This is a genomic window from Microcoleus sp. K1-B1 (genome assembly GCF_036704705.1).
Lineage (GTDB): Bacteria > Cyanobacteriota > Cyanobacteriia > Cyanobacteriales > Microcoleaceae > Microcoleus.
This window is the reverse complement of sequence record NZ_JAUBSH010000031.1, coordinates 29,628-53,776: the sequence shown is the minus strand read 5'-3', so window position 1 is coordinate 53,776 and position 24,149 is coordinate 29,628. Positions and strand designations below refer to the sequence as shown.

Here is a 24,149-nt window from a genome sequence, read left to right as displayed (position 1 = left end):
GCAATTTGGGCAATGCTTACTATTCCCTAGGGCAATTCCACAGGGCGATCGAATTTCACCAACAGTCTTTAGAGATTAAACGGGAAATCGGAGATCGCCAAGGAGAAGCTAATTCCCTCGGCAATTTGGGCATTGCTTACTATTCCCTAGGGCAATTCCACAGGGCGATCGAATTTTACCAACAGCAATTAGAGATTTCACGCGAAATGGGATATCGCCAAGGAGAAGCTAATTCCCTCGGCAATTTGGGCAATGCTTACCAATCCCTAGGGCAATACCAGAAGGCGATCGAATTTTACCAACAATATTTAGAGATTTCACGGGAAATCGGAGATCGCGTGGGAGAGTCAAACTCTCTCAACAATTTGGGAAATACTTTCCTAAAAACTCACCAACTTGCTGAAGCTGAAACAGCACTTCGCGCCTCGATCGCAATTCATGAAACTCTGCGTTCTGAATTAGTAAGTAATGATCACAAAGTCTCAATCTTTGAAACCCAAATATCTGCCTATCGCAACCTACAACAAGTCCTAGTCGCCCAAACTAAATTTGATGAAGCCTTAGAAATATCAGAAATGTCGCGCACCCGTGCCTTCATCGAGTTATTTAGACAAACCTTATTAACAACTCCCCCTCAGTCCCCCCCTTATCAAGGGGAGGAAGAAGAGTTATCTCAATTCCTCCCTCTTAAGCCCCCCCTTAGCAAGGGGGGGTTGGGGGGGTTATCAAGATTTGAGGAAGAAGCAAACCTCTCAAAGCCCCCCCTTAGCAAGGGGGGGTTGGGGGGGTTATCAATTCCCAAAATCCAACAAATCGCCCGCGACAGAAACTCCACAATAGTTGAATATTCAATTATCTTTGAAGATATTTACATCTGGGTAATCCAACCAAACGGCAACATCACCCATCGCGCCGCCAACCTCGAACCCCTCAACCAACAAAACCAAACCCTCAAACAAATCATCCTCCAAGCCCGCGTCTCCATCGGCACCAATGAAACCGACGACGAAGGCAACAAAATTCAGCTAGAATCCCAGTACAAACGAGACGAAACAGGTCGCTTTCCCCTATTGCAACTCCTCCATCAAATCCTGATCGAACCCATCATCGACTTGCTACCCACCGATGCCAATTCCCCCATCATCTTCGTCCCCCACTACGACTTATTTTTAGTTCCTTTCGCCACCTTGCAAGATAGCAACAACCGCTACCTAATCGAAAATCATACCATCCTCACCAGCCCATCCATCCAAGTATTAGAAATCACCCGCGAACATCAAAACCGAGTGCAAGGATTGAGACAAGCCGCCCTAATTGTCGGCGATCCAACCCTCGCCCCAAAATTCAACAAAAACCCCTACAAACTCCGCCAAATTCCCAGGGCAAAAGAAGCAGCCGAAGCCATTGCCGCAACTTTAGGAACCGAAGCAATTAGCGGAGAAAAAGCCACAAAAGTCGCCATTTTAGACAGGATGCTAAACACGCGCATCGTCCATTTATCCGCCCACGGACTCCTCGACGATTTCCAAGGTTCCGGCATTCCAGGCGCGATTATTTTAGCACCATCAGGAGACACTGACGACGGCGCACTTAACGCCGCAGAAATTCGGCAATTAAAACTCGATTCTGAACTCGTAGTATTAAGCGCGTGCAGCACCGGAGGCGGTAAAATCACGGGAGATGGAGTCATCGGATTGTCGCGCTGCTTCATCCTCGCCGGAGTCCCCAGTATCATCGTTTCCCTGTGGAATATGGGAGCCATTTCAGCCAAATTACTAATGACTGAATTCTACCAAAATTTAGCACAGGGCGAGAATCGAGCAGCCGCCTTGCGGTGTGCTATGCTAACCACAAAAGCTCGATTTCCGAGTCCCATAGCTTGGGCTGCATTTACCTTAATTGGCGAAACAGAAACTTTACCCCTGTCAACTGAAAAAAGTGATTTAAGGAGATTAGTAATGTCACTTCCCGATGATGCCACACCCGAAGAAATTGTGGCGGCTTTCAGTAAGTTATTGAAAATATCCGAGCCGCAATTTGTCAAACAATTATCAGCGATTGATGTGGGTTCGACCGATAATATCAATATTATCGCTCAAACAATCAAGGATTGGTGCGAAACTAGACCTCAAATAGAAGAGAATTTAGAGAACGAAATTTATCAAATGGGTGCGGGTGGTACAGATAGCGATGCACCGGAAGAAATCCGGAGGGAGTTTTGCGAAACGCTGAAGGAAAATCAGATTCGACTGGGTTTGCCTCTGTCGTCTGCGCCGCCTGCACCGCCAACAAATAATCCAGAAACACCTTCCTAGAAGACAAACCATAAAATTCTTGTGGGGTGGGCATCTTGCCCGCCCCAAATATCTGATAGAAATACTCGAAAACATCTCAAAAACTTGATTATGAGCCAAGAATGGCAAATTAAAAATCCCAGTATTACCCTCTATCCTTTCCACCTGCGGGATGATAGGGACAAAGGGTATAAGCAAGTAGCAGAAAATGCCCGATATTTGTGGGAAAATCTAGCTGATAATGTCGGCAAAGAATTTAACATCAACGAACTAAAGTCCCTCAGAGACAAGCTAATTTGCTACAAAAACGGTCTGTATTATCCCGACGGCGAACGGGAAAATCTGACTAACGAAGAATTGCTAATTCCAGATGGTGGAAAAACTCTGAAGTTTCCGCAAATTATTCAGCCAGATAACCAGAAACTTGATGGTTCTATCTATGCCCTGCGAATCCACGACACTTACACGGCAGACTTGACACTTTGCTATCAAAATGTCCATATGAAAGTAGCGGATTTAACTCGATTAAATCCCCAAGGTTGCTTGTTGCCAACGGCAATTCAACCTTCGCTGGGACAAACGTTATTGTTATATGCGGAACCAGCATTTTATGATACTTACCGGAAACTAGCTGACGAATCTGTTAAAGCTTTTGTACAGGATAAACAGCCAGCCTCCGTAGAGTTGGGCGCGGAAGGAAAGTTATTCGGGAGTCCGATTTTTGAGTATGACAGCCGAGAAGATGATGCGCGTCAGCGGTGTCACATTCTAGTATGGTTGCAAGAAAATCCCCGAACTTTGGAATTCGCAACCTTGACGTTTAACTTTTACTTGATGAATCTGCTGTGCTCTCGCGCTAAAATTGTATTTGTCTATCGAGAAGCTAGGAAAAAGTATCGCAAAGCACAGCAAATAGTCGGCGAGTTAGAAAAGAAGCTTCCCGAATTGGGTGCAATAGAAAGCGAACAAAATCGACAAGTTAAGTTGCAGAAGTTAAAGGAGTGGCTGGCTGAAGTTCGCACTAAAATGTTGGCTTTTGCTCAGCAAGTGCGATATTTGCAAGAAGATAGAAATACCGTTGATACTAATGCTGAAAATTATAGCAATGCCTTGACCAAAATTACAAGTTTGTGCATTCCAGGCGACAATCTGGATTTTTGGCAGAGGTTTCTAGATTTAGCGGAGGATAAATATCAGCGGGAAATTGAAATAGATTTAAACTACCTGATTGCTAGTCAAAATTTGTTCCAGCAGTCGATATCCACTGTGCGGGGGATGGTGGAAATCGAACAGGTGGAATTGGACAGGGAACAGATGGAATTATACAAGCAACAGGAAGACAGGGAGAAAAAGCGATCTCGCCAGCTTGAGAATATCATCTTTTTTGTCGGAACTGCGATCGGCGGCGGACAAATCTTTTCCGCCGCCTATCCTCTAATCAAGGATAAACCGATTCAATGGCAACTCGATTTTTCTCTACCGCTGCATCCCTTTACTGCGACAATTATCTGGAGTGTGCTGTTTGGCTTACTATTTGGCTCGTTAATCCTGGGTATCGTCCTGTTGGTAAGGAAAACTTTTCTCCGATAATTTGGATTTAGGACTTACGCATAAAACCAAAGAAACCGGGTTTTTCGGGTTTTTTGGGTGGTATAACTCATATGTTGCAGCATTCTTAGGAACAGGCAAGATGCCTGTTCCACAAAGAGTCAATTTTTTGGGGGGAGTAGGGGTTAGGCATCTTCGCCTCAGCATTCTTAAGAACAGGCAAGATGCCTGCTCCACAAGCCGAAGATGCGGCTCATAAATTACAAATATCGAGTTAACTGTACTCGATAGCGTTCCTTCTTAGTAACAGCAACTTCCCCAATTTCTAATCTTCCCTTACCGGTAACAGCAATTAAATCTCCAGACTTGACATTATAACTAGCTTGAGTAACATCTTTCCAGTTAACTCGCACGTCGCCGCTGCCAATTAAATCGGCCATTTTGCTGCGAGACATGGCGAATCCAGCCGAGGCGACAGCATCCAATCTCATGGATGCTTCAACGGTTGTCATTTCTTTCTTTTTGGGTTCTCTAATTTTGAGTTCGCTCAACTCAATGCGCCGCGTTTCCACAGGAACCGATCGCACTTGCTGCAAACTCATCTCCAAATACTCTACCATCTCCGGCATGACAATAGCTTGCGCGCCGCGTTCTCCCAAAACAATCACATCGCCAGTTTTCTCGCGGACAATTCCCGTACCCAACATCGCCCCCAAAAAGTCGCGGTGAGAAGCTGTATCGAACAAGAAATTGCCAGCGATTTCTACCGCAGCAACGTTAACGCTAGCAGAGTCGATGGGGATATCCGATCGCGCGATCGCAATTCTTTGTCTTTCAGCTTGCGGGTAGCCGCCCCAAGCCACTAATTCCACGTCTGTTAAGCGCTTAAATACCGTCAGAGTGTCCGCCAATTCTGGAGGCGACAGAAAATCAGTCAGAGTAATTTCCCAAGTTTTAATTGCTTGTTCCGCTTGGTCGATCGCCCGCGCCACACATTCGCGGTTTTCAATGCCTTTTAACAGTTCTTCTCTTGGTAACATCAGTCAATTTTAGATTCTAATTTGAAATTGCCAAAGCTTGCTGTAACTAAAAAGTCTACTTTTTTAACAGTCGCACTAACTTAATTATAGTCTAAAATCATCAAATAACGATCTTATGATTTTAGTTGCTGGTAAAGCTGATATGATGAACACGATTATTGTACCAAATCTATGAAGTCTTCGAGTTCAAGTTTTTGCAAGAGCTCGATCGAGTATGGCAGCAAAATTGTCCACCCAACTACTTATTCTTCTTCACCCGCAAATACAATTCTTCCATCGCCTCAATAAACGAACCATCCTTGTGCCAAAACTGTGGAAAATCTCCCTGTTTTTTCACCACGATCGCACTTACCCCACTTGGCGCTGCCACCTCAATCGTCTGCGGTAATCGCTTCGCACCATGCCAAAACTCTTTCAGGCTGACCGGTTGCGCCTCACTGGCGATCGCCTGCGTGTAATAGGAATCCACCGCCACAGGGGCCGCTGCATCAGCCGTCAACTCCGCAGAAAGTGCCAAGCCCAAAGGCGTTTTTGCTAATTCGCGGTGCAGCACTTCCTTAGAAAGCCCCCGTAATTCAAACAGTAAAAATGGATCTTTGTCCAATTCGGCCGCCACCAAATAATAAACTCCGGCAATATGTTTGCAGGGATTGCTATAGTCTGGGCAAGAGCAAGTAGTCTTAAAGTCCTCGCGGCTGCTGGGTAAAAGGTGCAATCCGAGGGGTGAGAAAGCATTTTCAATGTTGTCGGGCATTTCGTTGAGTAGCAGCCGGGAAATGAAGCTGGCTTTTGATGCCATTTGGGCGATCGCCCTTTGCCACTTTTCCTGACTAATCGGCTCAAACTCAATTTGAGTTGTGTACAGAGGCTCCTTATAAACCCCAAAATAAGGATTAACCGAGCCTCTCACCTGTGCCATCACTAACCCATCATTCATGCCAAAGCTTTTTACCTTGCCGTTTCGTGCATAGGCACGTCCCCGCCCGAGTCGCCCAGAATCAGTAAATCTTTCCAGCCCATCGATAAATTTATTGCCCCACCAAGTCCGAGTAAATTGTGACATATTTTTTGGCTTCTCCTAATCTAAAACCGCATTTTTATTGAGCCTAATTAACTTTTTAAATGCCTCATTATCCAACTCAGTCAACCACGACTCATCCGCACCAATAATTGAACCTGCCAATTTCTTTTTGTCCTCAATCATTTGGTCAATCTTTTCTTCCAAAGTACCAATTGCCACAAACTTATGCACAAACACATTTTTTTCCTGTCCGATCCGAAACGCCCGATCCGTCGCCTGATCTTCCACCGCCGGATTCCACCAGCGATCGAAATGGAACACGTGATTGGCTTTTGTCAGCGTAATTCCCACGCCGCCCGCCTTCAGTGACAGAATAAATACCGAAGGTTCAGACTCTGGATCTTGAAACTCTGAAATCATCCGTTCCCGTTTTTCGCGACTGGTTCCCCCGTGGATGTAGTAAGTGTTGTAATGTAGCGTTTGTTTAATATATTTTTCCAACGCGCTTCCCAGTTCTGTAAACTGCGTAAATACCAATAAACTTTCGCCTTCTGCTTTGACTTCCTCAATCATCTCGATCAGCCGTTCCAGTTTGTGCGATCGCTCTGGTGTAAACTCACTTTCATCTTGCAAAAACTGGCGCGGATGGTTACAAATTTGCTTCAGCTTCAGCAGTGTCGCCAAAATCATCCCCTTACGCTTCATCCCTTCCGTCGCATCAATTTCTTGTTCTACCTCTTTGACGATCGCTTCATAAAGCGAAGCTTGCTCGCGGGTGAGATTGCAGTAGAGCTTTTGCTCAACTTTGTCGGGGAGATCCTGAATAATTGACTTATCGGTTTTCAGACGGCGCAGGATAAAAGGTTCTACTAATTTTTTGAGCGCGGCTGATTGTGTGCGACTCCCATGTTTTTGAATCGGTAATTCAAACAACTTCCGAAACTGCGCCTCTTTACCCAAATATCCGGGATTGAGGAAATTAAAAATTGACCATAAATCCAGCAATCGATTTTCCACGGGTGTTCCAGTCAATGCTAGTCGATGGGTAGCAGGTAACTTTAAAATCGCCTTGGTTTGCGCCGCTTTCGGATTTTTAATATTCTGGGCTTCATCAATTACCACGCGATGCCACGCTACGCTGCTCAACAGTTTCTCGTCTTTTCGCACCAAGGTAAAGGAAGTGATCAACATATCACAATCTTGGACGGCGGCTTTAAATGCTTTGGCATCTTGCAAACGTTGAGGGCCGTGGTGAATCAGCGATCGCAATTCTGGAGCAAATTTTTCCATTTCCTTTTGCCAGTTACCAACTACGGAAGTGGGCGCAATTAGCAGCGTGGGTAGAACCGAAGGTGCGATCGCTTTTCCTGTCTCTTTTGTAGTAGATAAAACTTCCCGCTCTTGCAATAATCGAGCAATTACCTGCGCCGATTTACCCAAACCCATATCATCGGCAAGGCAGCCATTTAATCCCAAACTTTCCAAATAACTCAACCAAGAAACGCCGCGCTTTTGGTAATCCCGTAACTTGCCCTGAAAATTTGCTGGATCTGCAATTAACTCTAACCGACTCTTATCGTTCAGCTTCTCCAACATATCCGATAAAGCCCGAGCGCGCTCAACCTCCAACTGTTCGCTCGCTTCTCCTTCTGCCGTCAACTTCATAAAGTCAATCAGGCTTAAATCGGGGTTTTCTTCGCGATGTTTTTGCCAAAAATTTAGCATCTCCTGCATCTTGTCTTTGTCCAGTTCCATCCATTGTCCTCGGAACTGTACCAGCGGTGTTTTGCTATTTACTAACGCCTGCCATTCTTGTTCGCTAACTCGTTCACCCCCGATCGCCAATTCATATTGATATTCCACCAAAGAATCCGCCGAAAACAATCCTTTGCCCTTAATTGCAGCGCTATTGATGCCCTTCCCTTTGACTTGCAGGCGAATCTTCGCCCGTTGTCGTCCCTTCGGCGTCCACCAAGCGGGGACAATCACTTTGTATCCGGCATCTTCTAATACCCAAGCGGACTCGCTGAGAAAGGTGAAAGCATCATCTAAGCTGAGGGTAATGTTAACGGGTTTGTCGGTTTCTAGGCCTTGCCAAAGTTGGGGATAAATGCGGGCAGCGTAGCCGAGATTTGTCAGCAAATGTTGCTCGAAGTTGTCTCCGAATTGTGTTTGCAACTGTTTTTGTTGAGTCGATCGCGATCGCCAATAATCCTGCAACGGCATCCGCAGAGATGGGTCTTTTTTCGCAGCCACCTGAAACTCTAAAACCCAAGGCTGTTCGGGGTTTTCGGGAGATTGCAGTTGAAAGCAGAGGGAGAATGAGTCAGCAGATTGATTGCGCGTAATGCGATCGCGCCAGGTTTGCCATTGCCGGTATTGATCAAGGCTTACTCGCGCGATTTTTCGTGTTTGGTTGAGGCAGATTTGGAGTAAAGAATCCGCAATCTTATTTTCAAACGATGCTGGGATGGGGGTTTGAGTGACAATTTCCACGATCGCACACTCGGAAAAATGCCGCAGCAACCGTTCGCGATCGTAGAACTTTGGTGTATCTTGTAGCTGGATCTTCCGAAAACCGGACACACAAACTAAAGGCATCCATTCAACATAGCGTTGTAAATCAGTTTCGTACTGTGTTGAAACAATTTCCCATCCCGGATAAATCTCAAAGCTGGGTGCAATTTTGGGAGGTATTTTTGGAGTTTTTGCAGTTGTTTTGGTTTTTGTCTCGCCCGCTTTCTTACGCCCGCGCGTGGCTTTCTCAGCGGGTTCGGATGTTTCGATGGGTGCGATCGCGATCGGAGCAGTTTCTCGATAGCGCAACGCCGGAATATAATGATCTTTCAGAACAATTTGCTTAAAATTTTGGGTGTAGTGATACCAAAATAGCAAGTCTGAACCAAACTGAACTTCTGCTAAATCGTAGAGGGCAAAAAAATGCAGATCGTTCAATACTTTAGTCAAAGTGTGGGTGGCGATGCACACACAATCAACTTGCCAATACTCCAACTCAAATGTTTCCGGTAACTCTGTCTCTAAATATCGCGCTAACTCTAAAGATGGTAAGGGCTGGTTATCGGCAGTGGGCAGTAAAAAATACCGAGGGACGATCGCGTATTCTCGCCCCATCGCACTTGTATTGCTGACTGCTGACAGTTGAATCCCGGCTTCTTTCGTTAGAAACTCTCTTAACTGTGCCGTCTCCAATTGTCGGGGATGAACCTTAGCAGGCTGTTTTTTCTTTTCAGTGGTTTCAACCCACAGACAAAAAGTTCCACCTTGAACAAAACTCTCTTCTGCTTGAGGAATCCAAGTCCCGTGGAGGATTTTCATAGGTTATACCAAACGCAACCTTTGGCAGCCTATCATACCATGAATGAGTGGTAAAAGATAATAAGGCTGTTGAAACCGCTGCTATACAAACGATGTCCGCAGAGGCGGACTAAAGAGAATAACGTAATTTTACCGCGCTATCTTTAACCCGAGTCTGCGGGTTTTGCTTGTGTAGACGCGGTTTCAACCGCCGAGTCCTCTTTGACCAGCCTCTGCGGGTTTTGACTTGATAGATGCGGTTTCAACCGCCGAGTCTTCTTACCAAAAAATTGAGTTTAAAGCCCCGTCCTTATAGGACGGATTTAGTTTCTATAAGTGTAAAGAATGATTAAATATACGTATTTTGTCAACATAGTGTTTCGTAATACGGTAATATATTTGAATGATAACACTAGAGTTTAAATTGAAAGGCAAAGCGCAGCAATATCGGATCATCGACGAGATGATCAGAACAGCTCAATTTGTCCGAAATAAAACTCTTAAATATTGGACAGAAAATCAAGGAGTTAAGCTAGTTGACCTCTACAAACAATGCGCCCTTATGGCAAAAGAGTTTGAATGGGCAGGTAAGCTTAATTCGATGGCGCGTCAGGCTTCGGCGGAACGCGCCATTTTTGCTATCCAGCGTTTCTTTGCTAATTGCAAAGCGAAGGTTCCAGGCAAAAAAGGCTACCCGCAGTTCAAGAAGCATACTCGGTCGGTAGAATATAAAACTTCAGGTTGGTCGCTTTCTGCCGACAAAAAGTGTCTAACATTTAAAGACGGCTTTGCTGCTGGGAAGTTTAAGTTGATTGGCAATCGGGATTTGCATTTCTATGTGCCTGACGAGATCAAACGAATTAGAGTCGTGCGCCGTGCCGACGGGTACTACGTCCAATTCTGCATCAAAGTGGAGCGGAAAGAGAAGCCTATTTTCACTGGTAAAGCTATTGGGATAGATGTGGGATTGAACCATTTCTATACTGATAGTGATGGTGAGACAGTTGCCAACCCTCGATATCTCCGCCAGAGTGAAAAAGCTTTGAAGAGATTGCAGAAACGAGTTTCTCGAAATAAGAAAGGCTCTAGTAATCGTAAAAAAGCGATTAATAAGTTAGGAAGAAAACACCTGAAGGTCAGTCGGCAGCGTAAAGACTTCGCCATCAAGACGGCGTTGTGCGTAGTAAAATCTAGCGATTTTTTAGCCTACGAAGATCTTCAGGTGCGGAACATGGTGAAAAACCATAAGCTTGCTAAATCAATTAACGATGCAGCATGGTCACTGTTTGCTCAATGGTTGGAGTATTTGGGAAAAGTGTATGATAAAACAGTGATTGCTGTTGCACCTCAATACACATCTCAAGACTGTTCAAACTGTGGCAATCTCGTTAAGAAAACACTTTCAACTCGCACCCATATTTGCGGTTGCGGTACGACATTGGATCGAGATCATAATGCCGGTCGCAACATTTTGGCTAACGGGTTGAAGCAAGTAGGAATTAATTTAAATACGGCGGGGCACGTCGAAATTAACGCTTGGGGACAGACCGATCTCTACTCGCTGGTGGCAGCATCAACGAGCAAATCGACTGATCGATCCAAGAATCCTCGCGCTTTCAAGCCGAGGAGTGTCAAAAATTTAGAAAATATCAGTTAAATCCAAAACAAAACCGGGTAGTACATCTTCACCGGACAGAGTTGCAGGTTCATCTAAAATTTCTACTTCTCTACCTTGACGGGAGATTTCTACTTTTCTATTTTTGCGATCGAGCAACCATCCCAACCTCGCTCCATTTTTCACATACACTTTCATTTTAGCCCGCAATTTTTCTAGAGAGTCAGTTGTCGATTCCCTTCGGGATAGCTTCGCTTCACGCAATTCCACCACAAAATCGGGACAAATCGGCGCAAATTTCTTTTTTTCTTCAGCAGTTAAAGCATCCCACCTATCGCGCCGAATCCAAGCAGCATCGGGAGAAATATCTGTACCGTCGGGCAGTTTAAATCCAGTGGAAGAATCAAAAGCAATTCCCAAATGCTTATTTTGTCTGCTCCAAGATTGAAGTTGATACGATAAGTCAATGTTGAAATTACCAGTCTCGCTACCTGTAGGTGGCATAATAATTAATCCTCCACTAGCAGTCCGCTCAAATCTTAAATCCCGGTTGTCTATACACAACTGAAAAAACTGCTCGTCAGTTAATTCGAGCGTTAATTCTAGTGGAGAATGTAGGGGGATAGTTTGTAATTCCATAACTGCCTTCAAATATTACACGAGTTGAATGTCAACAGTCAACAGTCAACAGTCAACTGTTAACAAACAAATAACTAAGTCTCTGTATAACCTTGGATATTTTCCGGTTCAAACTGCTGCAAAATCTTCGCAGCTTTCCCAGTCAAATCATCAGTACCCTTAACCGCAATCAAAAATTTACCCGCATTCAAACGGTTGCGGTAGGGCAAAGCATCGCCGCTACCAAAAGCCATACCGCCCGCGCCTCCAACAAACACACTGCCCATTGCAGCGGCGATCGCACCGAGTACACCACCGATCGCGTGATCGCCAATTTCCCCCGCCCAGGCAAAAGTCTTCAACTCAGTAATCAAGCTGAAAGTAACCCCAGCAATAAAGCCAAAGGGAATCAGCCAAATAGCCATGAGTTTAGCTTGTTTCTTCGCTTGCTGGTTCGGGTCGATCAAGCCAAATTCATCAGCAGTTTTGTAGCCACGGCCCAAAATACTCACTTGCTTCATAGGCAAGCCTTCTTTTTCCAGAGCACAGTAGGCAGCTTCGGCTTGCATTCGATCGGGCAGTACGGCGATAAGATAATTCATTGACAATAATTCCTGATAGTTAGGCTGGAATAGCCAAAGTTTATTATAGCCCGAAAAGACATACTAGCTAAGCACTTGCGGGATTTTCAGACTGTCAGAGAGTCCGATCGCCCGCAAAGCTAAAATATTTCACGCAAAAAACGGCCGACCTTGACCGAATACAGATACAATTCAAACTGCACAAAGGCAAGCTTGAGCTGAGCTGTTAGATACTGCTCTAAGTCATAAGTCTCACTTTGAGCTCGCCAACGCTCGGTCTATTTTTACTATTGCACTCAATTGCTTGCTATGCCTAAAGTTCTAGTATCCGATCCGATCGACCAAGCCGGAATTGACATCCTCTCCCAAGTCGCGCAAGTTGACGTAAACACAGGACTCTCAGCCGAAGAACTGGTACGAATTATTCCAGATTACGACGCTTTAATGATCCGTTCTGGCACCCAAGTTACCAAAGAAATCATAGAAGCCGGGAATTCACTTAAAATTATCGGCAGAGCCGGCGTCGGCGTAGATAATGTCGATGTACCCGCCGCTACCCGCAAAGGAATTGTAGTCGTCAATTCCCCCGAAGGCAACACGATCGCCGCCGCCGAACACGCGCTCGCCATGATGCTCTCGATGTCCCGCCACATCCCGGAAGCTAACGAATCCGTCAAAGGTGGTAAATGGGAACGCAACCGCTTTCTCGGCGTAGAAGTTTACAAAAAAACCCTCGGCATCGTCGGTTTGGGCAAAATCGGCTCCCACCTCGCAGCCGCAGCCAAAGCAATGGGCATGAAACTGCTGGCTTACGATCCCTTCATTTCGACCGAAAGAGCCGACCAGTTGGGCTGCCGCTTGGTAGAACTCGAACTGCTGATGCGCGAATCTGACTACATCACCCTGCACATCCCCAAAACGCCGGAAACCCTGCACTTAATTAACGCTGAAGTGCTGTCGAAAATGAAGCCCACGGCCCGCATCATAAACTGCGCCAGAGGCGGCATCATCGACGAAGCAGCCCTCGCAGAAGCCATCAAAGAAGGCAAGATCGCCGGCGCAGCTTTGGACGTTTACGAACACGAGCCGCTGGAAGCTGATTCCCCGCTGCGGAGTGTCGGCCAGAACATCGTGCTGACGCCCCACTTGGGAGCATCCACAGCGGAAGCTCAGGTGAATGTGGCGATCGATGTTGCTGAACAAATCCGCGATGTACTGTTGGGGCTGCCCGCGCGATCGGCTGTTAACATACCAGGAATTTACCCAGACTCGATCGAAAAACTCAAACCCTACCTGCAACTCGCCGAAACCCTCGGCAACCTCGTCAGTCAGCTAGCCGGAGGCCGAGTCGATTACCTCAACGTTCAACTGCAAGGCGAATTAGCCAGCAACCAAAGCCAGCCCGTAGTCGTTGCCGCCCTCAAAGGCCTACTCTCCCAAGCCCTGCGAGAGCGCGTTAACTACGTCAACGCCAGCATTGAAGCCAAAGAACGCGGAATTCGCGTCGTCGAAACCAGAGACGCCTCGATTCGCGACTACACCGGCTCCCTGCACCTCTCGGCCAAGGGAACCCTCGGCGAACACACCGTGACAGGTGCAGTGCTCGGCGAAAGCGAAATTCGGATTACCAGCGTTGACGATTTCCCGGTCAACGTTTCCCCCACTCACCATATGCTGTTTACCCTGCACCGCGATATGCCGGGGATTATTGGCAAAATTGGTTCCCAATTGGGCAGTTTTAATGTCAATATTGCCAGTATGCAGGTAGGCCGTAAAATCGTGCGAGGCGATGCGGTGATGGTTTTGAGCCTCGATGACCCTCTACCAGAAGGGATACTGGCGGAGATCCTAAAAGTTCCGGGAATTCGGGATGCTTACACGGTAAATCTTTGACGGATTTAGGAGTTTAGATTTTGGATGCCAGGGCTGATAATTGGTAATGGGTAATTGGTCATTGGTAATTGGCCTGAAAGCGGGAATTTTTCTATTAGCCAATCCTCCTTCCTCACTCCCCAGTTCCCAGTCTCCAGTTCCCCTGGGCCAATCTAAAATCTAAAATCTAAAATCTAAAATCGTTATGGCACATAGCTGGTGGGAAATTAGAATTCTTTGCGATCCGGCGCTGGAAGATATCATCTTTTGGCGTCTGGAACGGTTTAACTGTAGGGGAAGTGCTACTGAGATCAAAAGCAATTCCTGTCTGATGTCGGCTTATTTGCCCGAAGAACAGGCAGGGTTGCTGGATTTGGCCGCTCTGTCTCTGTGGCTGCGCCAAGATGCTCTGTGTGCAGGTTTGCCTTTACCTGCGATGCAGTGGGATTTGATTGAAGACGAAGACTGGGGCAGCACTTGGAAGGCGCACTGGCAGCCTCAAGAAGTGGGCGATCGCTTTTTAATTAACCCGGCCTGGCTGCCCCCACCGACTGATACCGATCGCATTATTTTGCGTTTAGATCCCGGTGTGGCCTTCGGTACTGGTGCTCACGCCACTACTCAACTGTGTCTGGAATCGCTGGAAATGCGTCTCGGTTTTGATGACAAAGAGTGCATTGTTGCTGATATCGGCTGCGGATCGGGTATTTTGTCGATCGGCGCGGTGTTGTTGGGCGCTACAAAAGTTTATGCTTTGGATACTGATCCTTTGGCAGTGCGATCGACCATTAGCAACAGACTACTCAACCGCGTTAATTCTCAGCAGTTGGTTGCAGAGCTCGGAAGTATCGATCGCTTGAAAGAAATGATCGATGAGCCGATCGACGGTTTGATCTGCAACATTTTAGCAGAAGTAATCATTGATTTAATCCCGCAGTTCACTGCAATTAGCAAACCCACTACTTGGGCTGTCCTCAGCGGCATTTTGCTCGAACAAGCTAAGCCAATTGCTGACACTCTCGAACAGCACGGCTGGATTGTGGCTACTCTGTGGAAGCGCCAAGATTGGTGCTGTTTTAATATTCGGCGCAGTTAACAATATGGTAATGGCTAATTCCTAATTCCTAATTGGTAATTTTGAGTTCATGTTTCATCTTTGGGAAGTGAATTTAAATAAAGCTCGCACCTGAAAATAAACCGCGCCAGCCCAGTAAAAACCATTCACCAAAATCAACAACGTTTTTCCAGCATAAGAATTAACAAAACCAAAAACGCGGTAAGTTGACAGCAGCACTAACAACATTTCAACCAAAGAAACAATTGACCCGTAGTGCTTCCGATCCCAATAAGAAAACGGACTGATAAAACGGTAATTGCTGAACGGAAAAAAGTGTCGGTGAGCGTCGTCATTGTGGACAGGCAAATCTCCCAGAGAGTGTAGTATCATGCTGATAAACAGAATTTGCACGCTTTGCCAGCCAAAGTAATAAGCAATTAGCAAACCAATAACCGCAAGGGGAATTGAATGAAACAGAGCCACAATATCTTGCACAAAAGGCTCATAATATGCTTTTGACCAGATTGTAGCTTCGGGCAAGCGAGCAATGTATTTCGCCCAAAAGTAAAATAGAAATATCGGAATATCCGGTAAAATTCCGCCGATCGCAATAATGAGATTAGCTTGCGGCAGTTGCGGTTTGCCGAGAATTGCCAGATTGATAATAGCGTGGCTGGGAGTCTTCATCAGTAGGGTGCGTCAACTAGGATTATCTTATTCATAATGAATCAGATATTAGACATCTCCCATAATTGTTGTGGAACAGGCATCCTGCCTGTTCTTGAATATCTTTTTGGGAGATGTCTATTAGCTGACGCACCCTACGTGTGAGATGATGAGCTCGTGCTACAAGAAAGGTTGCACTCGATCGATCAACTGCGCCGCTTGCATCACTCCCTCAATGCGATCGACCTCAGCGCCATTCTTGAACAACACCAAAGTCGGCAAAGCATAAATGTGATGCTGCGACGCCAACTGTTCGTACTTATCCGTGTCAATTTTGACAACCATCAGCTTGTCTTTCATCTGACCACTCACTTGTTCCAAAATCGGTGCCATCATCTGACAAGGCCCGCACCAAGTAGCGTAAAAATCTACCAACACCGGCAAGTCAGAGCCCGATAGTAACTCTTCAAAACTGCTGAACTGTTTTTGAACTGCCATAAGACAAAATAATTTTTTTGGTTCTGGCTCGATTTTAGTGCAAAATTCTCTGGTAGATTGCGAGGATACAATTATGGAATTATTACCAGAGACTTTTCAGAGATTGCGGGGTCAAGTTGCTGTCGTGACCGGTGCGTCGCGGGGAATCGGCCGCGCCGTTGCTTTAACCCTAGCAGCAGAAGGCGCTAAAGTCGCCGTCAACTATGCCAGTTCGAGTGCTGCTGCTGATGAGGTGGTAGCAGAAATAGTCGCTGCTGGAGGAGAAGCTGTCGCGCTTGCAGCAGATGTCTCGAAAACTGAGCAAGTAGATTTACTCACCAGTAATGTCATGGAAAAATGGGGACGGATTGACATTTTGGTGAACAATGCCGGCATTACTCGCGATACTTTGCTGCTGCGGATGAAGTTGGAAGATTGGCAAGCGGTAATTGATTTGAATTTAACTGGCGTGTTTTTGTGTGCGAAAGCTGCCAGTAAAATCATGCTGAAACAGCGAAGCGGCAGAATTATTAATATTGCTTCGGTTGCTGGGCAAATGGGCAATCCCGGACAAGCTAATTACAGTGCGGCAAAAGCTGGGGTAATTGGATTTACTAAAACTGTGGCGAAGGAGTTGGCCAGTCGCGGGATTACTGTGAATGCAGTTGCACCGGGTTTTATCACTACAGATATGACTAAGGATGTCAAGTCTGATGAGATTTTGAAGTATATTCCGCTGGGGAGATATGGGGAAGTTGAGGAAGTTGCGGGGATGGTGAAGTTTTTGGCTGCAGATGCGGCCGCAGCTTATATAACGGGGCAGGTTTTTAATGTGGATGGGGGGATGGTAATGGCTTAGGATTTCGGGATTTTTTTAACCGCAGATATCGCCCAGGCAAGATGCCTGTGCCACGATGAAGGCGGATATCTGCGGTTAAATTTATGTCTGTTAGCGTATTTGAACTGAAATTAATTAGTGGGACTTAAACATTTTATAGCTCATTTAGGAACTCAAACCCCCTCGCTGGCAATGGAAAGAGGTCGATGACCTAAAAATGCCTGAAACCATTGGTATAAGTAGATTCATGCCCATTTGAGCTAAAAGTATTTCTCTATCTGGGTTTGAAGCCAAAATGGCTTCAGTTTTGGTCTAAGTCCCGTTAGCAACGCGGTGGCTCCAGTTTTTCCGGCCTATATTCATTTATGATGGCTTCCCACAGTTGTGAATAGGGAGGTTGGTTACTAAAGACACTTACAATTTTTTGAGTTAAGTAGGCAGTGTGGGAGTGGTGAATGATTACTGAAGCGGTTTGCAACTGAGCAGATTCAGTAATTCCTAGAGGGCGGTTTATTTTGAAAAGCTGCTCACTAGAAACCGATGGATAGATTTGCTCCTCGACTTCTTGGAAAATAGGCCGCCAATCATCACCCAATATCCAATTAGGCCCACCATAACGCGGTGTACACTCAAAAGCATCTATCTTAGTGACTTCTCCAGTGATCAGATTAATCTGATAAGCTAGTGAACCCTGCCAGGGCGGCGGGGTAGCCATTCCTCCATTCCGATCGTAGGGATCATAATCATAAAATAGAAGCAACCGCAAGGTTTGCTCAGATAAATCACACTGTGAGTAAGTAGCTACTTCATCAGGTTCATCAGGTAGCCACAACTGATTCGATCGCATAAGCAGTTGACCATCTATTGTGGAATATGCGGCGATTGCATCACTTTGCACCGCCCAAAGGATTTGATCTGTTACTCGTAGGGGAGAGCCAGATTCTTCAGATTGCCACTCAATTGCGCCAGAAACTAATGATCGGCTCACAATTTTTCCCTCAAGCGATCGATAAAACAAGCTGGATTCTAGCGGATCAATTGCAAGCTTATACCGTCGATAGTCACTCAATAATTTAGCAACAGTTTTTCTGGGAGCTGGGTGAAGAAATGTTTTAGGAATTTCAGGAGAAGGCGCGGGTTGCTCCTCCACAGCAGGCTTGAGTATGCTGATCGCTTGGCGCCAATTGTTCAGCCATTTCAACATCTTATAGACTCCCGTCCATTTGGATAAGATAATACCCTATTAAAACCTTAAATTTCCTTTTATGAGGACTTATAGCGGTTCTCAAAAAAGTGAGGTATGCCCTATGCCCTATGCCCTATGCCCTATGCCCTATGCCCTATGCCCATGAGTACCTCATCTTTCTGAGAAAGGCTATACTATAAAATGTTTAAGCCCCATTCAGCGGAAATTACTTATTTTCACTTTATTAAACAAATAATTAGTTTAGGGCGCTACGCAACTGACTGAGGACTTTTTTGTATTTTGCAATGCGTTGAAAATCTGCCTCTGTGGGATTGGAGATGCGACGAATATCAAGGTTATGAGTAACATCAGCGATTTTGACTCGCAGTGCGATCGGGTTGGCAATCACACGTTCTAAATAAGCTGCATAAACTTCTCCTTCTATTTTGGTAATCGCCTCGATCGCCGAGACGATAACTTCAGGAAAACCTTCGCTTCTAAGTTGCTCAAGTGTAAGTTCAGAATCTTCGACAGCATCGTGTAGAACCGCTACGATTTTCTGCTCTAGAGAATTTACATTCTCCATCACAAATAGCGGATGATCGAGATAGGGATTGCCTGCCTTATCAACCTGCCCCTCATGAGCTTTTGCGGCGATCACGATCGCCCGCTGTAGTAATGCTTCGTAATCTGAATTCGTATTGGACAACATAGTACAGAAGTTCTCTATTAAAGTTTCAGTCCCCTGGCGGCGAAAAGGTCGTGTGTGGTTTTTGATTTTAAATATTCCTGCAACAATTTCCAAGCCATTTGAGTACCTTCACCTGCGTTGACTTTTTCAAAGTCTACATCTTTTCTCAAAACTACCAAACCCACACCTTCTTTGATTTCTATTTTATCACAATCGCTAACTATAGCCAAAAACAGATGGTTTTTTTGTAAAATTTTTGTATCATTTTGGGTCTTTTGGTGAGTAAAAGTTGCGATAAATTCCATTGTGTAATCATTGATTGTGAGGCAAGTTTCTTCCTCCATTTCTCGCACTGCTGCCTGCTGTGGACTTTCTCCAATGTCCACGCCACCACCAAAAGTAGAAAGCATTCCTTGACTGGCAATACCTGGAATATTATCTCGAAGTTGTGCCCCTATCTGACCGTTCGGAAGCATTACAAAAATGCGAACTATTGACTTTGGAATATTCATCTTATCGAGGGAATAACAAAACTCAAAAAAGTGGCTCTATAGTTTTCTGATTTGATTCCAAATTTTCCTGATCCAATTGTAAGCCGCAGCATACAAAGCCAGCAATTTATTGACAATACTTTGCCAAATAGAACCTTCCCTTACCTCAGAAACTTCTTCGATTTCTACGGGCAGTGGCGGCATCCCGATTACTTCATACAGCGGATATTCGCCACTTTTCCCCGGAATTGGCACGGATACGCACCGATCGACGATCGCCAATTCCTTAACTTCCTGATAAGTCTCCTCGGAAATCAGTAAACTTGTTCCCACTTTCTTGTTAGCAGCCTCGATCCGGCTGGCCAAATTCACCGCATCCCCGATCGCCGTAACTGTTTGACTCTTCGATGCCCCCAAATTCCCCACAACCACCCACCCGCAGTGAATGCCAATCCCAATCCGCAATCGGTGACGGTATAAAGTCTCAAAATAGGGATTGAGTTTCTCTAGTTCCTCCAGCATCTCCACCCCAGCCCTCACTGCTTGTTCCGCCGCTTTGTCGGGATTTTCCAACCCAAACAGCGCCATAAAACCATCTCCCATGTAATTATTAATCATCCCGCCATTGCGGTTGATCACATAACCCATTTTTTGGAAATAGCGATTTAAAACATAAATTACATCGTAGGGCAACAGCGATTCTGCAAAAGGCGTAAATCCTCGAATATCCGCAAACAAAATTGCTATTTTTTTCTCTTGACCCACAGGAGCAGAAATTGACTTGCCCGCCATTTCGTCGTTAAATGATTCCAAGTCTTCAGAATCGATCGCCAATCGGCGCAAAATCACCTTGCCGCCCGCAACCTGTGTCTGACAAGCCAGCCTAATTTCCGGTTCTAAACGCAATTTTTTGGCAAGTTCCTCTTCCGGCGAAGTACGCGGAGAGCAAAATTCCAAACCTTCGACAATCAATACCCGGCAAGTCGAACATCGGGCGCTACCGCCGCAGATGTGGGTGTGGGGAATGTCGGCACGCAGGGAAGCTTCGAGAATTATATCGTCGTCGTCTATCTCGATCGTGCGATCGTCCGGCAGATAGTGAATCTGTGGCATATGTGGCGCGTCTAGTTAATTAGCGAGGAATCTCGCGGACATCTGTTATTGCAGCGAACCTGTATGCAAACCCGGTTTCTCGGCATTTTTTCTGTATCCCCTGATTCCTTAACTATAAGTCGCGATCGGCATTTGCTTCTCGTTTCGTCAGCTCAACCGCCCAACTGACACCAGTTTAAAAAAAGAATGCAACTCTAGGCAATAGTCCCACTCTTAGCTGATCATTCATTCTCAATTCTAAAATCTAGAATGGTATAACTGAACACTAAAATCGCCATCGCACCGTGAAAGTACCCCCATTCAAGCTGTGGAGTAAATCTAAAATCTAAAATCTAAAATCTAAAATAGACTGACATAATTCTTAATAAAATTCCGATCCCCCAAACCCCGATAAATCCGTTATCAAATCCCCCTCAACCGCCATAGATTTTTATGATTTTGGGAAGTTTTGCTGTGGAAACCTTACTTGGCAATAGTTTCAGCTTTTTTGCCCTCTAACAACCACCCAATTTTCGTGAGATAGAATAGCAGCATCTTTAAAACCAGTATAGCCATGACTTCATCAACAGCCCTACAAAGCATCGAAAAACACATTCCCATCGTGGGAGATGTACATAGCAAAAGTCCGATCGCCTACGCAGCAACCCGCCTCGCAGTCAGTGCAGTTAACACGGTACAAATGGCAGTAGCAGAGTCTTACATCAACGGATTAGAAGTCCCAGATTCAGTATTGCGATCGCTTTTTGATACCTGTATGCCCGTCTTTTTTAAGCATTTCCCGTCCCTGCTTGCACCCTACGAATGGGTACTAAAAGAAACAGACCATACAGCCGAAGGGCCGCGGGATTTAATGAAGATTCAGTACGACTTACCTCAAGCAATGCTGAATCCGATGTTAGGCGATGGAAAACTCATTTATCCTAAATACAGCATGGGATTGTGGGAAAAAGGAGCCGCCAACCTTGAACAAGCGCAAATGCAGATGATTGATGATGTGATTGAAAAGCTAGAGATTCAAGATGGCGACAATATTTTAGACTTTGGCTGCGGTTGGGGTTGCGTTCCCAATTACATTCTTTCCAAATTCCCCAATGTCACCTTTACTGGCATTAACCTCAGCCACCACCAATGCGAGTATATGCGGCACAAGATGGAAGACCGCGAAAGCTACCTTAGTTCCGGTCGCTTTACCCTATATGAAGGCGATTTGAACGACGCCAACTTCGAGACAAAATTTGACAAAATTCTCTCCATCGGAGTTTTTTGTCATGTAGGTAATTTAACAAAGGCTTTCCAAAAACTCGCCTCTTTCCTGAAGGATAACGGCAAAGTTTTCATTCATATCATCACAGTTCGCACCCCCAACAATATATCCAGCGTTTTCACCCACAAATACATTTTTCCCCACGGCCGTTACTGGAAATACGATGCCGTTCCTAGCCACAATAAAGACCTCAAAACAATTCAAAGATGGTATCTCAACGGATACAATTACTCCACCACCTTTGCTAACTGGCTGAAAAACTTTGACGATTCTCAGGCAATAGTCAAAGATTTAGACTACGGCATCGACTATGCCAAATTTCGTCGAATTTGGCGGTTTTACTTAATTTGGTTTGTGGCTAATTTCGCGAGTTGCGACGGCGAATATAACGGCAACGGTCAATATTTAATGACTCATGCCTAATCGCTAATCCGTAGGCCCAGCTCAAAAAACAGAACACCCCGAACCCCGACATCTCAAAGAAGTCGGGGTTCTTGAGTGCGAGCTACTTATCGGGAGAATGAAACCTTTCAATCTAGATTTAGGGCGATCGAGAAGTGTTGCCTTCTTTTGAAAAATTTTTCTAAATTTAAAAAAATCCGGAATAAGATTATTCCTCGGTGAATAAGATGTATATCAAGCGTGAGCCTGCACAATACTTTTTAAATTCCATCCTCGATCGGTAGTGATGATGTCCGAGATTTTACTACAAAAAGAGAGTTGATTTATACAATGGTAGACAATATGAAACCTTCTCTTCCTCAAGACGACCCGAACCAAGAACAGCGCCGCGATTCCTTGAATCGCCAGCAACAAGCTTATCAGTTTGACCATGAGAGTTTATCACCTTTGGCATTATTGAAAGATGTGCCACCAGTCGAGAACTTTTCGAGCAAGTATATTGGAGAGCGGATACTAGCAACATCGGAACTTCCAGGAAATATGCTGGCGGCCGATTCGAGAAGTTTTCTCGATCCTCTCGACGACCTCCAAGACTATGAAGATTTGTTTACTCTGCTGCCGCTACCTGCTGTTGCCAAAATCTACCAAACCGATCGCTCTTTTGCAGAACAGCGCCTGTCTGGAGCAAATCCGATGATGCTTCGTTTGTTAGATGCCGGCGATCCTCGGGCGCAAACACTGGCACAAATTTCCAGCTTTCACCCATTATTCGATCTGGGCCAAGAGTTGCAACAAAAAAACATTTACATTGCCGATTATACGGGTAGCGACCAACACTATCGCGCGCCTTCAAAAATTGGAGGCGGCAGCTATGAAAAAGGCAGAAAATTCTTGCCAAAACCGCGAGCTTTTTTCGCTTGGCGGTGGACGGGAATCCGCGATCGCGGTGAACTGGTGCCGATCGCCATTCAACTAGATCCGACCCCAAATAGCCATCTTTACACCTCGTTCGATCCTCCTGTGGATTGGCTGTTTGCGAAACTCTGCGTGCAAGTAGCAGATGCCAATCACCACGAAATGAGTTCGCATTTAGGTCGAACTCATTTGGTGATGGAACCAATCGCGATCGTCACCGCCCGACAGTTGGCTAAAAATCACCCCCTTAGCCTGCTGCTGAAACCGCACTTTCGGTTTATGTTGACTAACAACGAGCTGGCGCGTTCTTATTTGATCGCTCCGGGCGGGCCAGTCGATGACTTGCTAAGCGGTAGCTTGCCAGAGACAATGGAAATAGCTAGAGAGGCTTGCAGTAACTGGAGTCTGGATCAATTTGCCTTCCCAACCGAACTGAAAAATCGGGGCATGGACGATCCAAATCAACTGCCTCACTATCCTTACCGAGATGATGGATTGCTGCTGTGGAATGCGATCGAAACCTTTGTATCGGGCTATCTGAAATTCTTTTACCCGACGGAGATCGCGATCGTACAAGATGTGGAACTGCAAACCTGGGCTCAAGAATTAGCGTCTGATAATGGCGGTAAAGTCAAAGGAATGCCCAGCAAAATCAACACAGTTGAACAATTAATTCAAATTGTCACAACTATAATTTTTACCTGCGGCCCCCAGCATTCAGCAGTCAATTTTCCCCAGTATGAATACATGAGTTTTGCGGCAAATATGCCCTTGGCAGCCTACCGGGACATTCCTAGAATTACGGCTTCGGGTACTCTCGAAGTGATTACGGAAAAGGATATTTTACGGTTGCTTCCTCCGTACAAGCGAGCGGCTGAACAACTGAAAATTCTGTTTATTTTGTCAGCTTATCGATATGACCGCTTGGGTTATTACGATAAATCTTTCCGAGAACTCTACCGGATGAGCTTCGACGAAGTTTTTGCGGGAACGCCGAACCAACTTTTAGCCAGACAGTTCCAGCAAAATTTGAATATGGCAGAACAAAAAATTGATGCTAACAATCAAAAACGAGTAATCCCTTACATTGCTCTCAAGCCTTCGTTGGTACTAAATAGCATCAGTATGTAGGAGTGTATTTTTGG

Annotated in this window: 19 protein-coding genes; 8 read left to right on the top strand and 11 right to left on the bottom strand. The window is 45.5% G+C overall.

Going from position 1 to position 24,149, the window contains the following annotated elements:
• Both QUA83_RS13940 and QUA83_RS13935 read left to right on the top strand, forming a co-directional pair.
• Window positions 1-2,315, top strand: a 2,315-nt coding sequence (locus QUA83_RS13940; protein WP_333293704.1) for a CHAT domain-containing tetratricopeptide repeat protein, incomplete at its 5' end; no start/stop codon positions are given.
• Window positions 2,316-2,405: 90 nt separating this feature from the next.
• Window positions 2,406-3,884 (top strand): hypothetical protein, encoded by a 1,479-nt coding sequence (locus tag QUA83_RS13935; RefSeq protein ID WP_333293703.1) that lies wholly within the window; start codon window positions 2,406-2,408, stop codon window positions 3,882-3,884.
• Between the two features lie 218 nt (window positions 3,885-4,102).
• Here QUA83_RS13935 and QUA83_RS13930 read toward each other — a convergent pair whose 3' ends face one another.
• The 3 genes from QUA83_RS13930 to QUA83_RS13920 form a co-directional block, all read right to left on the bottom strand.
• On the bottom strand, window positions 4,103-4,882 hold the full coding sequence (locus QUA83_RS13930) for a photosystem II S4 domain protein (RefSeq protein WP_333293702.1): 780 nt from the start codon (window positions 4,880-4,882) through the stop codon (window positions 4,103-4,105).
• Window positions 4,883-5,120: 238 nt separating this feature from the next.
• Window positions 5,121-5,945, bottom strand: coding sequence for an SWIM zinc finger family protein (locus QUA83_RS13925; protein WP_333293701.1), 825 nt, complete (start codon window positions 5,943-5,945; stop codon window positions 5,121-5,123).
• 15 nt (window positions 5,946-5,960) lie between these two features.
• Entirely contained in the window at window positions 5,961-9,239 is a 3,279-nt protein-coding gene (locus QUA83_RS13920; RefSeq protein WP_333293700.1) for a DEAD/DEAH box helicase, read from the bottom strand.
• Window positions 9,240-9,621: 382 nt separating this feature from the next.
• Between QUA83_RS13920 and QUA83_RS13915 the strand changes: the two genes are divergently transcribed.
• A complete protein-coding gene (locus tag QUA83_RS13915) occupies window positions 9,622-10,875 on the top strand; it encodes a transposase (protein ID WP_333293699.1) in 1,254 nt (417 codons plus the stop codon).
• Here the strand turns inward: QUA83_RS13915 and QUA83_RS13910 are convergent.
• Window positions 10,858-11,472 carry a Uma2 family endonuclease gene (locus tag QUA83_RS13910; RefSeq protein WP_333293698.1) on the bottom strand — a complete coding sequence of 205 codons (615 nt, stop codon included), beginning with the start codon at window positions 11,470-11,472 and terminating at the stop codon, window positions 10,858-10,860. The two genes, QUA83_RS13915 and QUA83_RS13910, sit on opposite strands and share 18 nt — an antisense overlap.
• Window positions 11,473-11,546: 74 nt before the next feature.
• Window positions 11,547-12,053: a hypothetical protein gene (locus QUA83_RS13905; protein ID WP_333155102.1), complete on the bottom strand. Its 507-nt coding sequence runs from the start codon at window positions 12,051-12,053 to the stop codon at window positions 11,547-11,549.
• 288 nt (window positions 12,054-12,341) lie between these two features.
• Here QUA83_RS13905 and serA point away from each other — a divergent pair, with 288 nt between their 5' ends.
• Together serA and prmA are read left to right on the top strand one after the other, a co-directional pair.
• Window positions 12,342-13,925 carry a phosphoglycerate dehydrogenase gene (serA, locus tag QUA83_RS13900; RefSeq protein ID WP_333293697.1) on the top strand — a complete coding sequence of 528 codons (1,584 nt, stop codon included), beginning with the start codon at window positions 12,342-12,344 and terminating at the stop codon, window positions 13,923-13,925.
• 184 nt (window positions 13,926-14,109) lie between these two features.
• Window positions 14,110-15,000: a 50S ribosomal protein L11 methyltransferase gene (prmA, locus tag QUA83_RS13895; RefSeq protein ID WP_333293696.1), complete on the top strand. Its 891-nt coding sequence runs from the start codon at window positions 14,110-14,112 to the stop codon at window positions 14,998-15,000.
• A 54-nt stretch (window positions 15,001-15,054) separates the two neighbouring features.
• Here prmA and QUA83_RS13890 read toward each other — a convergent pair whose 3' ends face one another.
• Together QUA83_RS13890 and trxA are read right to left on the bottom strand one after the other, a co-directional pair.
• Window positions 15,055-15,648 (bottom strand): hypothetical protein, encoded by a 594-nt coding sequence (locus tag QUA83_RS13890; protein WP_333293695.1) that lies wholly within the window; start codon window positions 15,646-15,648, stop codon window positions 15,055-15,057.
• A gap of 159 nt (window positions 15,649-15,807) precedes the next feature.
• Window positions 15,808-16,125, bottom strand: a complete 318-nt coding sequence (trxA, locus tag QUA83_RS13885) for a thioredoxin (protein WP_333056552.1) — start codon at window positions 16,123-16,125, stop codon at window positions 15,808-15,810.
• Window positions 16,126-16,198: 73 nt separating this feature from the next.
• Between trxA and fabG the strand changes: the two genes are divergently transcribed.
• Window positions 16,199-16,963: a 3-oxoacyl-[acyl-carrier-protein] reductase gene (gene fabG / locus QUA83_RS13880; protein ID WP_172188962.1), complete on the top strand. Its 765-nt coding sequence runs from the start codon at window positions 16,199-16,201 to the stop codon at window positions 16,961-16,963.
• A 301-nt stretch (window positions 16,964-17,264) separates the two neighbouring features.
• Here fabG and QUA83_RS13875 read toward each other — a convergent pair whose 3' ends face one another.
• The 4 genes from QUA83_RS13875 to QUA83_RS13860 form a co-directional block, all read right to left on the bottom strand.
• Window positions 17,265-18,146 (bottom strand): hypothetical protein, encoded by an 882-nt coding sequence (locus QUA83_RS13875; protein ID WP_333293694.1) that lies wholly within the window; start codon window positions 18,144-18,146, stop codon window positions 17,265-17,267.
• Between the two features lie 238 nt (window positions 18,147-18,384).
• Window positions 18,385-18,840, bottom strand: coding sequence for an HD domain-containing protein (locus QUA83_RS13870; protein ID WP_333293693.1), 456 nt, complete (start codon window positions 18,838-18,840; stop codon window positions 18,385-18,387).
• 17 nt (window positions 18,841-18,857) lie between these two features.
• Window positions 18,858-19,331 carry an NUDIX domain-containing protein gene (locus QUA83_RS13865; protein WP_333293692.1) on the bottom strand — a complete coding sequence of 158 codons (474 nt, stop codon included), beginning with the start codon at window positions 19,329-19,331 and terminating at the stop codon, window positions 18,858-18,860.
• A 36-nt stretch (window positions 19,332-19,367) separates the two neighbouring features.
• On the bottom strand, window positions 19,368-20,423 hold the full coding sequence (locus QUA83_RS13860) for an adenylate/guanylate cyclase domain-containing protein (RefSeq protein WP_333293691.1): 1,056 nt from the start codon (window positions 20,421-20,423) through the stop codon (window positions 19,368-19,370).
• Window positions 20,424-20,976: 553 nt separating this feature from the next.
• Here QUA83_RS13860 and QUA83_RS13855 point away from each other — a divergent pair.
• Both QUA83_RS13855 and QUA83_RS13850 read left to right on the top strand, forming a co-directional pair.
• A complete protein-coding gene (locus QUA83_RS13855; protein ID WP_333293690.1) occupies window positions 20,977-22,110 on the top strand; it encodes a class I SAM-dependent methyltransferase in 1,134 nt (377 codons plus the stop codon).
• Between the two features lie 321 nt (window positions 22,111-22,431).
• Window positions 22,432-24,135: a lipoxygenase family protein gene (locus QUA83_RS13850; RefSeq protein ID WP_333293689.1), complete on the top strand. Its 1,704-nt coding sequence runs from the start codon at window positions 22,432-22,434 to the stop codon at window positions 24,133-24,135.
• Window positions 24,136-24,149: the final 14 nt, after the last annotated feature.

Bases quoted from the DNA above. Each gene is read 5' to 3' on its own strand.
- QUA83_RS13935 (WP_333293703.1), top strand. From the start codon at position 2,406: ATGAGCCAAGAATGGCAAATTAAAAATCCCAGTATTACCCTCTATCCT.
- QUA83_RS13930 (WP_333293702.1), bottom strand. From the start codon at position 4,882: ATGTTACCAAGAGAAGAACTGTTAAAAGGCATTGAAAACCGCGAATGT.
- QUA83_RS13925 (WP_333293701.1), bottom strand. From the start codon at position 5,945: ATGTCACAATTTACTCGGACTTGGTGGGGCAATAAATTTATCGATGGG.
- QUA83_RS13920 (WP_333293700.1), bottom strand. From the start codon at position 9,239: ATGAAAATCCTCCACGGGACTTGGATTCCTCAAGCAGAAGAGAGTTTT.
- QUA83_RS13915 (WP_333293699.1), top strand. From the start codon at position 9,622: ATGATAACACTAGAGTTTAAATTGAAAGGCAAAGCGCAGCAATATCGG.
- QUA83_RS13910 (WP_333293698.1), bottom strand. From the start codon at position 11,472: ATGGAATTACAAACTATCCCCCTACATTCTCCACTAGAATTAACGCTC.
- QUA83_RS13905 (WP_333155102.1), bottom strand. From the start codon at position 12,053: ATGAATTATCTTATCGCCGTACTGCCCGATCGAATGCAAGCCGAAGCT.
- serA (WP_333293697.1), top strand. From the start codon at position 12,342: ATGCCTAAAGTTCTAGTATCCGATCCGATCGACCAAGCCGGAATTGAC.
- prmA (WP_333293696.1), top strand. From the start codon at position 14,110: ATGGCACATAGCTGGTGGGAAATTAGAATTCTTTGCGATCCGGCGCTG.
- QUA83_RS13890 (WP_333293695.1), bottom strand. From the start codon at position 15,648: ATGAAGACTCCCAGCCACGCTATTATCAATCTGGCAATTCTCGGCAAA.
- trxA (WP_333056552.1), bottom strand. From the start codon at position 16,125: ATGGCAGTTCAAAAACAGTTCAGCAGTTTTGAAGAGTTACTATCGGGC.
- fabG (WP_172188962.1), top strand. From the start codon at position 16,199: ATGGAATTATTACCAGAGACTTTTCAGAGATTGCGGGGTCAAGTTGCT.
- QUA83_RS13875 (WP_333293694.1), bottom strand. From the start codon at position 18,146: ATGTTGAAATGGCTGAACAATTGGCGCCAAGCGATCAGCATACTCAAG.
- QUA83_RS13870 (WP_333293693.1), bottom strand. From the start codon at position 18,840: ATGTTGTCCAATACGAATTCAGATTACGAAGCATTACTACAGCGGGCG.
- QUA83_RS13865 (WP_333293692.1), bottom strand. From the start codon at position 19,331: ATGAATATTCCAAAGTCAATAGTTCGCATTTTTGTAATGCTTCCGAAC.
- QUA83_RS13860 (WP_333293691.1), bottom strand. From the start codon at position 20,423: ATGCCACAGATTCACTATCTGCCGGACGATCGCACGATCGAGATAGAC.
- QUA83_RS13855 (WP_333293690.1), top strand. From the start codon at position 20,977: ATGACTTCATCAACAGCCCTACAAAGCATCGAAAAACACATTCCCATC.
- QUA83_RS13850 (WP_333293689.1), top strand. From the start codon at position 22,432: ATGAAACCTTCTCTTCCTCAAGACGACCCGAACCAAGAACAGCGCCGC.